Origin of the sequence: Variovorax humicola, from assembly GCF_037889915.1 — a bacterium.
Lineage (GTDB): Bacteria > Pseudomonadota > Gammaproteobacteria > Burkholderiales > Burkholderiaceae_C > Variovorax > Variovorax humicola.
Window position 1 is genome coordinate 320,694 of the sequence record NZ_JBBKZV010000001.1, and the last position, 11,850, is coordinate 332,543.

An 11,850-nucleotide genomic window follows, 5' to 3' on the forward strand; every position below is an offset into this window, starting at 1 on the left:
CCACTCGCTGGATTCCTGATGGACAAATTGTTGATTCGCGGCGGGCGCAAGCTCAGCGGCGAGGTGCTGATTTCAGGCGCCAAGAACGCCGCGTTGCCCGAACTGTGCGCCGCGCTGCTGACCGACGAACCGGTCACGCTGCAAAACGTGCCGAGGCTGCAGGACGTGACGACCATGTTGAGGCTGCTGCACAACATGGGCGTGACGGCCGAGCGCGATAACAACGGCACGGTCAGCATCGACGCCGGCCCACTGCACAACCTGGAGGCGCCGTACGAACTGGTCAAGACCATGCGCGCCTCAGTGCTCGCCCTGGGCCCGCTGCTGGCGCGCTTCGGCAAGGCACGGGTCTCGTTGCCGGGCGGGTGTGCGATCGGGTCGCGTCCGGTGGACCAGCACATCAAGGGACTGCAGGCCATGGGCGCCGACATCGTGGTCGAGCATGGCTACATGGTGGCCGGCTTGCGCGACGGGCGGCAACGCCTGCATGGCGCACGCATCACGACCGACATGGTCACGGTTACCGGCACCGAGAATTTCCTCATGGCCGCCGCCTTGGCCGAGGGCGAAACCGTGCTCGAGAACGCGGCACAAGAGCCGGAGATCCCCGACCTGGCCGAGATGCTGATTTCGATGGGCGCGAAGATCGAAGGCCATGGCACCAGCCGCATCCACGTCCAGGGCGTGGAGCGCCTGCACGGCTGCACGCACAGCGTCGTGGCCGATCGCATCGAAGCCGGCACTTTTCTCTGCGCCGTGGCCGCGGCCGGCGGCGACGTGCTGCTGCGCCATGCGCGCGCCGACCACATGGATGCCGTGGTCGAGAAGCTGATCGAAGCCGGCGCGAAAGTGATGGCTGTCGAAGGCGGCGTGCGCGTGCAAGCCTCCGGCCGTCTCAAGGCGCAAAGCTTCCGCACCACCGAATATCCGGGCTTTCCGACGGACATGCAGGCCCAGTTCATGGCGCTCAACGCAATCTCGATCGGCACCTCGACGGTGACCGAGACGATCTTCGAGAACCGCTTCATGCATGTCGACGAAATGCTCCGCCTGGGCGCGCACATCCAGACCGACGGCAAGGTGGCGATCGTCGAAGGCGTGGAGCAACTGTCGGGCGCGACCGTGATGGCGACCGACCTCCGCGCCTCGGCCAGCCTGGTCATCTCCGGATTGGTGGCCGACGGCGAAACGCTGGTCGACCGCATCTACCACCTCGACCGCGGGTACGACCGCATGGAGGCCAAGCTGCGGGGCATCGGCGCCGATATCGAACGGGTCAGCGAGCGAGCCGGCCCATGACCATCACCATCGCCCTCTCCAAAGGCCGCATCTTCGACGAGACGCTGCCGCTGCTGGCCGCTGCCGGCATCGAGGTCACCGAAGACCCCGAGAAATCGCGCAAGCTGATCCTGCCGACCACGCAACCGGATGTGCGCGTGCTCCTGGTACGCGCTTCCGACGTGCCTACCTACGTGCAATGGGGCGGTGCCGACTTGGGCGTGACCGGCCTCGACACCATGATCGAGCACGGCACCGCTGGCCTGTACCTGCCGCTGGACCTCAAGATCGCCGCCTGCCGCATGAGCGTCGCCGCGCGGGAAGATTTCGACTATGCGCACGCCGTGCGCCAGGGAGCGCGCCTCAAGATCGCAACGAAGTTCGTCGCCATCGCGCGCGACCACTTCGCCACGAAGGGCGTGCATGTCGACCTGATCAAGCTCTACGGCAGCATGGAACTCGCGCCGCTCACGGGGCTCGCCGATGCCATCGTCGACATCGTCTCGACCGGCAACACGCTGCGGGCGAACCACCTGGTCGAGGTCGAGCGCATCATGGACATCAGCGCCCGCCTGGTCGTCAATCAGGCCGCCCTCAAGCTCAAGCGCGAGCCGATTCGCCGCATCATCGACGCCTTCGCGTCCGCCATTCCGCAATCCTGACGCCATGACCTTGACAGCCGCTCCTCTTCGCCTTTCGACGACTTCAGCCACTTTCGACGCTGAATTCAAGGCGCGGCTGCATTGGTCCGCCGACGCCGACGCGGCCATCGAAAAAGTGGTCGCCGATGTGCTGGCCGATGTGCGCCAGCGCGGTGATGCCGCGGTGCTGGAGTACACGCGCCGCTTCGATGGCCTTGGCCCGGCATCGATGCAAGACCTGGAACTGACGCAGGCCGATTTCAAGGAAGCCTTCGACTCGCTGCCGGTTGCGCAGCGCGATGCATTGCAGGCGGCAGCGGCGCGCGTGCGCAGCTATCACGAGGCACAGAAGAAGGCGAGCGGCGAAAGCTGGAGCTACCGCGATGCCGACGGCACCCTGCTCGGCCAGAAGGTGACGCCGCTCGATCGCGTCGGCATCTACGTGCCGGGCGGCAAGGCAGCCTATCCGTCGAGCCTGCTGATGAATGCGATCCCGGCGCACGTTGCCGGCGTCGGCGAGATCATCATGGTCGTGCCGACACCCGCAAGGGGCAGCGTGGCGACCGGCGGTTCCGGCGCCGCCGCGTCGTCGGAGGGCGAACGCAACGTGCTGGTGCTCGCCGCTGCCTTTGTGGCGGGCGTGACGCGCGCATTCACCATCGGCGGTGCGCAGGCCGTCGCGGCGCTGGCCTATGGCACGGAAACCATTCCGGCCGTCGACAAGATCACCGGCCCCGGGAACGCCTATGTGGCCGCGGCCAAGCGCCGGGTGTTCGGCACCGTGGGCATCGACATGATCGCCGGCCCGAGCGAGATCCTGGTGCTGGCCGACGGCAGCACGCCACCGGACTGGGTTGCGATGGACCTGTTCAGCCAGGCCGAGCACGACGAACTGGCGCAAAGTATTTTGCTGTGTCCCGATGCGGCCTACATCGACGCGGTACAGGCGTCCATCGACAAACTGCTGCCGCAAATGCCGCGGGCCCGGATCATCACCGCATCGCTGAACGGCCGCGGCGCGCTGATCCAGACGCGCGACATGGAAGAGGCCTGCGAGATCAGCAACCGCATCGCCCCCGAGCACCTGGAAGTCAGCAGCCACGAGCCGCATCGCTGGGAGCCGCTGCTGAAGCACGCCGGCGCGATCTTCCTCGGGGCATTCACGAGCGAGAGCCTGGGCGACTACTGCGCGGGGCCGAACCATGTGCTGCCAACCTCCGGAACGGCGCGCTTCTCGTCGCCGCTGGGCGTCTACGATTTTCAGAAGCGCTCCAGCCTCATCGAGGTCAGCGCGCAGGGGGCCCGGGTGCTGGGCCCGATCGCGGCGGAACTGGCCTACGGCGAAGGCTTGCAGGCGCACGCACGCGCGGCCGAAATGCGGCTTGAAAAGCCATGATGCGCACGGCCGCCCTGGGCGCTGTGCTGGCCTGCGCTGCCATCGGCGTCCAGGCCATGACGATCCGCGAAATGCGCACGCTCGAAGCCAACGAGAAAGACGGCAAGGCCTACGCCAGCTACTACCTGGTCGGCGTCCTGGAAGGGCTGCGCGAGGCCAGCGATGCCGAGAAACGGGCCGGGCGCAAGCCGCTGTTCTGCGTCGAGGGCCGCCGCCTCGAGCCGTCCATGGCCCGTTCGATCTACCAGGGCGAACTCACCCGCAACGCTGACAGCTACGAAGCCGACATGCCGGTGCAGTTCGTCATGTCGAATGCGCTGCAAACCAGCTATCGCTGTACCCACTGAAACAAATGAACGTTTCCCAAACCGCCGGCGGAGCGCTCGGCCGCATCCGGGCCGATGTCCAATCCATGCACGCCTACGCGGTGCAGGATGCACGCGGGCTGCTCAAGCTCGACGCGATGGAGAACCCCTTCAGCCTGCCGCCCGCGTTGCAGGCGGCGCTCGGCCAGCGCCTTGGCGCGCTCGCGCTGAATCGCTATCCCGGCGACCGCGGCAATGACCTCAAGCGTGCGCTTGCCGCCCACGCCGGCATGCCCGCCGGCTTCGACCTGATGCTGGGCAACGGTTCTGACGAACTGATTTCGTTGCTGGCCATCGCCTGCGACCTCCCGGGCGCCACCGTCATCGCGCCGGTGCCGGGCTTCGTCATGTACGCGATGAGTGCGCAACTGCAGGGCCTGAAGTTCGTCGGCGTGCCGCTCACCGCCGATTTCGAACTTGACGAGGCCGCCATGCTCGCCGCCATTGCGCAGGAGAAGCCGGCCATCGTCTATATCGCCTACCCGAACAATCCGACCGCCAACCTCTGGAGCGAAGCCGTCATCGACCGCGTCATCGCGGCGCAAGGGGAGCAGGGCGGCCTGGTCGTCATCGACGAGGCCTATCAGCCCTTCGCCGGCAAGAGCTACATCGGCAAGGCGGCGCAGCACAGCCACGTGCTGCTGATGCGCACGTTGAGCAAATTCGGGTTGGCGGGCGTGCGGCTCGGCTACCTGATGGGGCCGGCCGCGCTCATCGCGGAGATCGACAAGGTGCGCCCGCCCTACAACGTCAGCGTGCTCAACTGCGAGTGCGCGCTGTTCGCGCTGGAGCATGCCGATGTCTTCGATTCGCAGGCCGCCCAGATCCGTGCCGAGCGTGCGCGAATCTTCCTCGCGCTGGGCCGCATGAATGCCGTGAAGAGCTGGCCGAGCGACGCCAACATGGTGCTGATCCGTGTACCCGATGCCGCAAAGGCCTTCGACGGCCTGAAGGCACGCGGCGTACTCGTCAAGAACGTTTCTAAAATGCACCCATTGCTTGCCAACTGCCTGCGGCTGACTGTCGGGACTTCCGACGAGAATGTGCAGATGCTGGCAGCGCTCGAAGCATCCCTATGAACACCCCCACGGCACCCGAAGCAGTCGTCGCGGCCGGCGCGCGCACCGCAACCGTCACCCGCAACACCGCCGAAACCAAAATCACCGTCAGCGTCAATCTGGACGGCACCGGCAAGGCCAAGCTCTCGACCGGCATCGGCTTCTTCGACCACATGCTCGACCAGATCGCCCGCCACGGCCTGATCGACCTCGACATCGACTGCAAGGGCGACCTGCACATCGACGGACATCACACGGTGGAAGATGTCGGTATCACGCTGGGCCAGGCCGTGTTCAAGGCCGTGGGCGACAAGAAGGGCATCCGCCGCTACGGCCATGCCTACGTGCCGCTCGACGAGGCACTGAGCCGGGTGGTCATCGATTTCTCCGGCCGCCCGGGCCTCGAAATGCATGTGCCTTTCACCAGCGGAATGATCGGCACCTTCGACAGCCAGCTCACCTACGAATTCTTCCAGGGCTTCGCCAACCATGCCCTGGTCACGCTGCACATCGACAACCTCAAGGGCGTGAACGCGCACCATCAGTGCGAGACCGTGTTCAAGGCCTTTGCGCGTGCATTGCGCGGCGCGCTTGAACTCGATCCGCGTTCCGTCGGCGTCATTCCCTCCACAAAGGGTTCCCTCTGAAAATTTCAAGTTCGTTCGGTTTGCAGCGATCGCTCCGCGTGCGCGTCCAGCTATGAATTCGATAGCAAACACAGTCGCAGTGGTGGACTACGGCATGGGCAACCTGCGTTCGGTGTCGCAGGCCGTCCAGCATGCGGCCGATCAGGCCGGTGTGCAGGTCTTCGTCACATCAGACCCTGACGTGGTGCGCAAGGCCACCCGCGTCGTGTTGCCGGGGCAGGGCGCCATGCCCGACTGCATGCGCGAACTGCGCGACTCTGGCCTGCAGGAATCGGTGCTCGAGGCTGCCGCCAACAAGCCGCTGTTCGGCGTTTGCGTCGGCATGCAGATGCTGTTGTCGGCCAGCGACGAAGGTCCGACCGATGGCCTCGGCCTCATTCCGGGCCGCGTCGTCAAGTTCGATCTTGCCGGCCGTACCCAGCCCGACGGTAGCCGTTTCAAGGTGCCCCAGATGGGCTGGAACCAGGTCCAGCAGGTGCAGCCGCACCCGGTGTGGGCTGGTGTTCCCGACAACAGCTACTTCTATTTCGTGCACAGTTTCTACGCGCGGCCCGCCGACGCGAAGCACAGCGTCGGCGAAGCCGACTACGGTTCGCGCTTTACGGCCGCCATCGCACGCGATAATATTTTTGCGACCCAGTTCCACCCCGAAAAGAGTGCGGACCACGGGTTGCAGCTCTACCGCAACTTCCTCCACTGGAACCCTTAAAGCCTCCTCCGGGTTGCCTTGCCATGCTGCTGATTCCCGCCATCGATCTCAAGGACGGTCACTGTGTTCGCCTCAAACAGGGCGACATGGACCAGTCCACCATCTTCAGTGAAGACCCGGCCGCGATGGCGCGCAAGTGGCTCGAAGCCGGCGCGCGGCGACTGCACCTGGTCGACCTGAACGGCGCCTTTGCCGGCAAGCCGCAGAACCACGGTGCCATCCGCGCGATCCTTCGCGCCGTCGGTGACGAAATCCCGGTGCAGCTCGGTGGGGGCATCCGTGATCTCGATACCATCGAGCGCTATATCGACGACGGCCTGCGCTACGTGATCATCGGTACCGCCGCCGTCAAGAACCCCGGTTTCCTCAAAGATGCCTGCAGTGCGTTCGGCGGGCACATCATCGTCGGCCTCGACGCGAAGGACGGCAAGGTCGCCACCGACGGCTGGAGCAAGCTCACCGGTCATGAAGTCTCGGATCTCGGCAAGAAGTTCGAGGACTACGGCGTCGAATCGATCATCTACACCGACATCGGGCGCGACGGCATGCTGTCGGGCATCAACATCGAGGCCACGGTGCGGCTGGCGCAGGCGCTGACCATCCCGGTAATCGCATCGGGCGGGCTGTCGAACATGGATGACATCGAGAAGTTGTGCGCGGTCGAGCCCGATGGTGTCGAAGGCGTCATCTGCGGCCGTGCAATCTACTCGGGCGACCTGGACTTTGCGGCCGCCCAGGCGCGCGCCGACGAACTGGCCGACGCCGCCTGACCTCGGCAGCGCACGCTGCGTAAAAAAAGCCCGCAACCGTTGCCGGTGCGGGCCGCGTGTGACAGCTACAGGTTGCTTCGGCTTCTATTCCGTCTTGACCGCCATGGTCTGGAGGATGGTTTCGAGTTGCGGACTCATCGGCAGGTCGAGGCTGGTGCCAGATGGCAGCTTGCGCAGGAACCAGCGCTTGTATTGGCGCTCGATCTCGCCGTCCTGCGCCAGGATCTGGAACGATTCATTGACCAGCTTGGCCATCTGGGGATCGTCCTTGCGGTACATCACGCCGTAGGGGTCGTAAGAAAGGAAGTCGCCGACCACCTGGTAGTCGGTCTGGCCCTTGGATGCGGCCTTGTCTTCGGCAATGAAGCCGTAAAGCAGCACGTCATCCGTCGCGAATGCGTCGGCCTTCCCGCTCTTCACCAAGCCGAACGATTCGGCATGGTCCCTCGACACCACGATGTTCAAGTTGAGCTTGAAGCGCTCCGACAAGTCCTTCATGGTCTTCTCGTTCGTCGTGCCGGAAGTCACCGCCACCGTCTTGCCGGCCAGTTCGCGGTAGTCCTTCACCGGCGAACCTTTCCTGACCAGCAGCTTGGTGCCCGAGACAAACATCGTGGGCGAGAAAGCCACGCGCTTCTGCCGCTCCAGATTGCTCGTGGTCGAGCCGCATTCCATGTCCACCTGGCCATTGACCACGGCATCGATACGCGAGGCCGCCGTCACCGGCACCCACTTGATCGCGAGTGTCCTGTGGACCGCATCGCTCATGGCGTCGACCAGCTGCTTGCACAGCTCGATCGAATAACCGATGGGCTCCTTGCGGTCATTGAGGTAGGAGAACGGGATCGATGATTCGCGGTAGCCGATCGCCACTACACCGGCGCCGCGCACCTTTTCGAGCGTGCCGGCGAGCGCAGCGTCGGGCAGTGTCTGGGCGCTGGCAATGCCAAGCCCCAAGGCCATCAGTGTTGCGGCCGCCAGCCGCTTCCATGCGGAATTCATGGGGTTTCAGGCGTGCACCGGATGCGCCAGCGTGGCGGCGCTTTCGACATCCAGCTTGCGCGCATTGGCCTCGGCCTCGGCCACGGGCAACAACTCGCCTTCCCACTTGGCGACCACGGCCGTGGCGATCGAATTGCCGACCGCATTGGTGGCCGAGCGGCCCATGTCGAGGAAGGTGTCCACGCCGAGGATCAGTAACAGGCCGGCTTCGGGGATGTTGAACTGGTTCAGCGTCGCCGCAATCACCACCAGCGAGGCACGCGGCACGCCCGCCATGCCCTTCGACGTGAGCATCAGGATCAGCAGCATGGTGATCTGCGTGCCCAGCGCCAGGTGGATATCGTAGGCCTGCGCGATGAACAGCACGGCGAAGGTGCAGTACATCATCGAGCCGTCGAGGTTGAACGAGTAACCCATCGGCATCACGAAGCTGGAGATCTTCCGCTTGACGCCGAAACGGTCGAGTGCGTCGAGGATCTTCGGATAGGCCGCTTCGGAACTCGCGGTCGCAAACGACAGCAGGAACGCCTCCTTGATGAGCACCAGCAACCTGAAAACCCGGGGGCCAAGGAACAGGAAGCCAGCACCGACCAGCACGCCCCAGAGCACGAACAGCCCCAGGTAGAAGTCGCCCATGAACACGGCGAACTTCAGCAGGATCTCCAGCCCGTTCACCGCGACGGTAGCAGCCATGGCTGCCAATACGGCCAATGGGGCCAGCTTCATCACGTAGCCGGTGATCTTGAGCATGGCGTGCGACAACTCATCGATCGCGTTGACCAGCGTCCTGGCCTTGTCGCCCAGCGATGCCAGCGCCACGCCGAAGAACATCGAGAACACGACGATCTGCAGGATTTCGTTGTTGGCCATGGCCTCGGCGAACGACTTCGGCACCAGGTGGCTCACGAAGTCCTTCACAGTGAACTTGGAGGTGGCCAGGTTGGCCGAGGAGCCGATGTCAGGCAGCGGCAGCCCGAGGTTGATGCCAGGCTGCAGCAAGTTGGCCATGACGAGGCCGATGATCAGCGAGATCAGCGATGCCGTGATGAACCAGCCCAGCGCCTTGCCGAAAACCCTGCCGACCGAGGCTGCATCCCCCATATGCGCGATGCCCACCACCAGCGTGGAGAACACGAGCGGACCGATCAGCATCTTGATTAGCCGCAGGAATACGTCCGACATGATGGACACGTACCCCGCGATTTCCGCAGCAGTCTTCTTGTCGGGGAAGCTCTTGAAAATCATGTAGCCGATCAGGATGCCGATCACCATCGCTATCAGGATCGACAAGGCCGGGGGGAATTTCTTTTTCATGCTGCAAACCTCTCCAGGTGGAATTTTTTTGAATTTGATCTCCGACAGCGATTTCATGACAAATCCGCGTCGCCGCCAACTGGTTGGCATGCAAATCCGCCATGACGATATGCACTCTGCACCGAACGGCCTGCGTGTGCTACCTAGAATCGGAGGCATGCCGATCCAACCCCTTCAGTTCCGCGGCCAACCGGCGCTCGCGCTCACCCTGCCGGCCGGCGACCGCGCGGTCGTTGCGCTGCATGGCGCGCACCTGCTTTCGTGGACCACAGCAGACGGCACGGAGCGCATCTACCTGAGCCCTGAAGCGCTTTTCGACGGCAAGAGCGCCATCCGCGGCGGCATTCCGGTCTGCTGGCCACAATTCAACGTGCGGGGATCGCTGCCCAAGCATGGTTTCGCGCGCAACCTGCCCTGGCAAGCGACGCCCGCCGCCGATGGCCAACTGGCAATGACGCTGCGCGACGACGGCGCCACGCGCGCCATGTGGCCGCATGCCTTCGGCCTGCAACTCACGGTAGCCCTTGCGCCGCGGCAACTCCGTATCACGCTGGATGTGGCCAACACCGATGCGGCGCCGCTCAGCTTCGCCCTTGCGCTGCACAGCTATTTGCGAGTCGACGACATCGCGCACGCCAGGCTTGAGGGATTGCATGGCGCCCCATGCTGGGATTCCTTGCGCGACCTGCGTTACGCGGAGACGGCGGAAGCGCTGCGCTTCACCGCTGAGTTCGACAGCGTATACACCGCTCCCGCCGCGCCGCTGAAACTCGTGCAGCCATCAGGCACCTTGCAGATCGCCCAGAGCATCACCTGCACCGAAACCGTGGTCTGGAACCCCGGCGCCGCGCTCAGCGCCAAGTTGGCCGACATGCCTGACGACGGCTACCGCCACATGCTGTGCGTGGAAGCGGCCCGCATCGACGACAACGTCACGCTCCTGCCCGGCGCCCAATGGCAGGCGTGGCAAGAACTCACCGTCCTTTGATTCCCTGAACCCCCATGCTTGCCAAACGCATCATTCCCTGCCTTGACGTCACCGGTGGCCGCGTCGTGAAAGGCGTCAACTTCCTGGAACTGCGCGATGCCGGCGATCCGGTCGAGATCGCGGCGCGCTACAACGCGCAGGGCGCGGACGAGCTGACCTTCCTGGACATCACCGCCACCAGCGACGGCCGCGACCTGATCCTGCCGATCATCGAAGCCGTCGCCTCGCAGGTGTTCATTCCGCTGACAGTGGGCGGCGGCGTGCGCACCGTGGCCGACGTGCGCCGACTGCTCAATGCCGGTGCCGACAAGACCAGTTTCAACTCGGCCGCCATCGCCGACCCGGGCGTGATCGATGCTGCATCGCACAAATACGGCGCCCAGTGCATCGTGGTCGCCATCGATGCCAAGCGCCGCACGGCCGAGGAGGAGACCCGCATCGGCGCCGACGGCAAGGCAGCCGGACCCGGCTGGGACGTCTACAGCCACGGCGGCCGCAAGAACACCGGCCTCGACGCCGTTCGATGGGCCACCGAAATGGCCCGCCGCGGCGCCGGCGAGATTCTGCTCACCAGCATGGACCGCGACGGTACCAAGAGCGGCTTCGACCTGGCCCTGACCCGTGCCGTGAGCGACGCGGTCAGCGTGCCGGTGATCGCGTCCGGCGGTGTCGGCAACCTCGACCATCTCGCCGACGGCGTGCAGCAGGGCGGCGCCGACGCGGTGCTCGCTGCGAGCATCTTCCACTATGGCGAGCACACCGTAGGCGAGGCCAAGCAGCGCATGGCGGCGCGAGGCATACCCGTCAGGATTTGACGCACCACCGGGCATGCCCGCGGATGGGTACATGCCCTCGCGAGCGCGATGCCAGCGGCCCGGCGGCGCCTTTTCCAATCACCGACAATGCGCGGATGAATTGGCTCGATGAAGTGAAATGGGACGCGAACGGCCTGGTGCCGGTGATCGCGCAGGAGCAGGGCAGCAACGACGTGCTGATGTTCGCCTGGATGAATCGCGAGGCGCTCGGCAAGACGGCTGAACTGGGCCGTGCCGTGTACTTCAGCCGCTCCCGCAACAAGCTCTGGTTCAAGGGCGAAGAGTCCGGCCACGTGCAGACGGTGCACGAGATTCGGCTCGACTGCGACAACGACGTGGTGCTTCTGAAGGTCACGCAACTCGGCCACGAGCCGGGCATCGCCTGCCATACCGGACGCCACAGCTGCTTCTTCAGCAAGTTCGAGAACGGCCAGTGGACGGCGGTGGAGCCGGTATTGAAAGACCCGGAGTCGATCTACAAGTGATGAATGACATGAACATTGCCCCCCTGGACCGCCTCGCCGCCGTCATCGAAAGCCGACTGCCCGCGCATGGCGGCGATCCGGACAAGAGTTACGTGGCCCGCCTCCTGCACAGGGGCCCCGATGCCTTCCTGAAGAAGATCGGTGAGGAAGCCACCGAGGTTGTCATGGCCGCAAAAGACGCCGACCATGGCGGCGACCGCGCGAAAATAGTGAACGAAGTAGCCGATTTGTGGTTCCACAGCATGGTGGCGCTGGCGCACTATGGCCTGTCGCCGCGAGATGTGGTTGCCGAACTGATGCGCCGCGAAGGCACCAGCGGCATCGAGGAAAAGGCCCTGCGCAAGGCGCAGGATCGAGATGCGTCGAACGATTGAACAAAGGG

General features: G+C 64.7%; 14 protein-coding genes. 12 read left to right on the plus strand and 2 right to left on the minus strand.

The features are described 5' to 3' along the window. Nucleotides 1–18 precede the first annotated feature (18 nt). From murA to hisA, 8 genes are read left to right on the plus strand one after another with little or no spacing between them, the layout of a single operon-like run. A complete protein-coding gene (gene murA / locus WKW80_RS01475) occupies nucleotides 19–1,299 on the plus strand; it encodes a UDP-N-acetylglucosamine 1-carboxyvinyltransferase (protein WP_340361749.1) in 1,281 nt (426 codons plus the stop codon). After that, nucleotides 1,296–1,940, plus strand: coding sequence for an ATP phosphoribosyltransferase (gene hisG / locus WKW80_RS01480; RefSeq protein WP_340361750.1), 645 nt, complete (start codon nucleotides 1,296–1,298; stop codon nucleotides 1,938–1,940). Before murA ends, hisG begins: the two co-directional genes overlap by 4 nt. A gap of 4 nt (nucleotides 1,941–1,944) precedes the next feature. Then, complete coding sequence (gene hisD, locus WKW80_RS01485; RefSeq protein ID WP_340361751.1) at nucleotides 1,945–3,315, plus strand: histidinol dehydrogenase; 1,371 nt, start codon at nucleotides 1,945–1,947, stop codon at nucleotides 3,313–3,315. Beyond that, a complete protein-coding gene (locus tag WKW80_RS01490) occupies nucleotides 3,312–3,662 on the plus strand; it encodes a hypothetical protein (protein ID WP_340361752.1) in 351 nt (116 codons plus the stop codon). The genes hisD and WKW80_RS01490 overlap by 4 nt, the downstream gene beginning before the upstream one ends. A 5-nt stretch (nucleotides 3,663–3,667) precedes the next feature. Then, nucleotides 3,668–4,759: a histidinol-phosphate transaminase gene (gene hisC, locus WKW80_RS01495; RefSeq protein ID WP_340361753.1), complete on the plus strand. Its 1,092-nt coding sequence runs from the start codon at nucleotides 3,668–3,670 to the stop codon at nucleotides 4,757–4,759. Beyond that, a complete protein-coding gene (gene hisB, locus WKW80_RS01500; protein ID WP_340361754.1) occupies nucleotides 4,756–5,385 on the plus strand; it encodes an imidazoleglycerol-phosphate dehydratase HisB in 630 nt (209 codons plus the stop codon). Before hisC ends, hisB begins: the two co-directional genes overlap by 4 nt. A 52-nt stretch (nucleotides 5,386–5,437) precedes the next feature. Beyond that, nucleotides 5,438–6,094, plus strand: a complete 657-nt coding sequence (gene hisH / locus WKW80_RS01505; protein ID WP_340361755.1) for an imidazole glycerol phosphate synthase subunit HisH — start codon at nucleotides 5,438–5,440, stop codon at nucleotides 6,092–6,094. A 23-nt stretch (nucleotides 6,095–6,117) separates the two neighbouring features. After that, nucleotides 6,118–6,864 (plus strand): 1-(5-phosphoribosyl)-5-[(5-phosphoribosylamino)methylideneamino]imidazole-4-carboxamide isomerase, encoded by a 747-nt coding sequence (gene hisA / locus WKW80_RS01510; protein ID WP_340361756.1) that lies wholly within the window; start codon nucleotides 6,118–6,120, stop codon nucleotides 6,862–6,864. An 84-nt stretch (nucleotides 6,865–6,948) separates the two neighbouring features. Here the strand turns inward: hisA and WKW80_RS01515 are convergent, their stop codons facing one another. Beyond that, nucleotides 6,949–7,866, minus strand: coding sequence for an amino acid ABC transporter substrate-binding protein (locus WKW80_RS01515; RefSeq protein WP_422822837.1), 918 nt, complete (start codon nucleotides 7,864–7,866; stop codon nucleotides 6,949–6,951). A 6-nt stretch (nucleotides 7,867–7,872) separates the two neighbouring features. After that, a complete protein-coding gene (locus tag WKW80_RS01520; RefSeq protein WP_340361757.1) occupies nucleotides 7,873–9,180 on the minus strand; it encodes a dicarboxylate/amino acid:cation symporter in 1,308 nt (435 codons plus the stop codon). Here WKW80_RS01520 and WKW80_RS01525 point away from each other — a divergent pair. The 4 genes from WKW80_RS01525 to WKW80_RS01540 all read left to right on the plus strand — a co-directional run bounded on the left by WKW80_RS01525 (nucleotide 9,125) and on the right by WKW80_RS01540 (nucleotide 11,842). Further along, a complete protein-coding gene (locus WKW80_RS01525; protein WP_340361758.1) occupies nucleotides 9,125–10,168 on the plus strand; it encodes a D-hexose-6-phosphate mutarotase in 1,044 nt (347 codons plus the stop codon). The two genes, WKW80_RS01520 and WKW80_RS01525, sit on opposite strands and share 56 nt — an antisense overlap. Before the next feature lie 14 nt (nucleotides 10,169–10,182). After that, nucleotides 10,183–10,983 carry an imidazole glycerol phosphate synthase subunit HisF gene (gene hisF / locus WKW80_RS01530; protein WP_340361759.1) on the plus strand — a complete coding sequence of 267 codons (801 nt, stop codon included), beginning with the start codon at nucleotides 10,183–10,185 and terminating at the stop codon, nucleotides 10,981–10,983. A gap of 95 nt (nucleotides 10,984–11,078) precedes the next feature. Continuing rightward, nucleotides 11,079–11,468, plus strand: a complete 390-nt coding sequence (gene hisI / locus WKW80_RS01535; RefSeq protein WP_340361760.1) for a phosphoribosyl-AMP cyclohydrolase — start codon at nucleotides 11,079–11,081, stop codon at nucleotides 11,466–11,468. Continuing rightward, on the plus strand, nucleotides 11,468–11,842 hold the full coding sequence (locus WKW80_RS01540; protein WP_340362187.1) for a phosphoribosyl-ATP diphosphatase: 375 nt from the start codon (nucleotides 11,468–11,470) through the stop codon (nucleotides 11,840–11,842). Before hisI ends, WKW80_RS01540 begins: the two co-directional genes overlap by 1 nt. Nucleotides 11,843–11,850: the final 8 nt, after the last annotated feature.

Coding starts and splice junctions, on each gene's coding strand:
- hisG (WP_340361750.1), top strand. CDS start 1,296: ATGACCATCACCATCGCCCTCTCCAAAGGCCGCATCTTCGACGAGACG.
- hisF (WP_340361759.1), top strand. CDS start 10,183: ATGCTTGCCAAACGCATCATTCCCTGCCTTGACGTCACCGGTGGCCGC.
- hisB (WP_340361754.1), top strand. CDS start 4,756: ATGAACACCCCCACGGCACCCGAAGCAGTCGTCGCGGCCGGCGCGCGC.
- hisI (WP_340361760.1), top strand. CDS start 11,079: ATGAATTGGCTCGATGAAGTGAAATGGGACGCGAACGGCCTGGTGCCG.
- hisC (WP_340361753.1), top strand. CDS start 3,668: ATGAACGTTTCCCAAACCGCCGGCGGAGCGCTCGGCCGCATCCGGGCC.
- hisA (WP_340361756.1), top strand. CDS start 6,118: ATGCTGCTGATTCCCGCCATCGATCTCAAGGACGGTCACTGTGTTCGC.
- WKW80_RS01525 (WP_340361758.1), top strand. CDS start 9,125: ATGCCGATCACCATCGCTATCAGGATCGACAAGGCCGGGGGGAATTTC.
- murA (WP_340361749.1), top strand. CDS start 19: ATGGACAAATTGTTGATTCGCGGCGGGCGCAAGCTCAGCGGCGAGGTG.
- WKW80_RS01520 (WP_340361757.1), bottom strand. CDS start 9,180: ATGAAAAAGAAATTCCCCCCGGCCTTGTCGATCCTGATAGCGATGGTG.
- WKW80_RS01540 (WP_340362187.1), top strand. CDS start 11,468: ATGAATGACATGAACATTGCCCCCCTGGACCGCCTCGCCGCCGTCATC.
- hisD (WP_340361751.1), top strand. CDS start 1,945: ATGACCTTGACAGCCGCTCCTCTTCGCCTTTCGACGACTTCAGCCACT.
- WKW80_RS01490 (WP_340361752.1), top strand. CDS start 3,312: ATGATGCGCACGGCCGCCCTGGGCGCTGTGCTGGCCTGCGCTGCCATC.
- hisH (WP_340361755.1), top strand. CDS start 5,438: ATGAATTCGATAGCAAACACAGTCGCAGTGGTGGACTACGGCATGGGC.
- WKW80_RS01515 (WP_422822837.1), bottom strand. CDS start 7,866: ATGAATTCCGCATGGAAGCGGCTGGCGGCCGCAACACTGATGGCCTTG.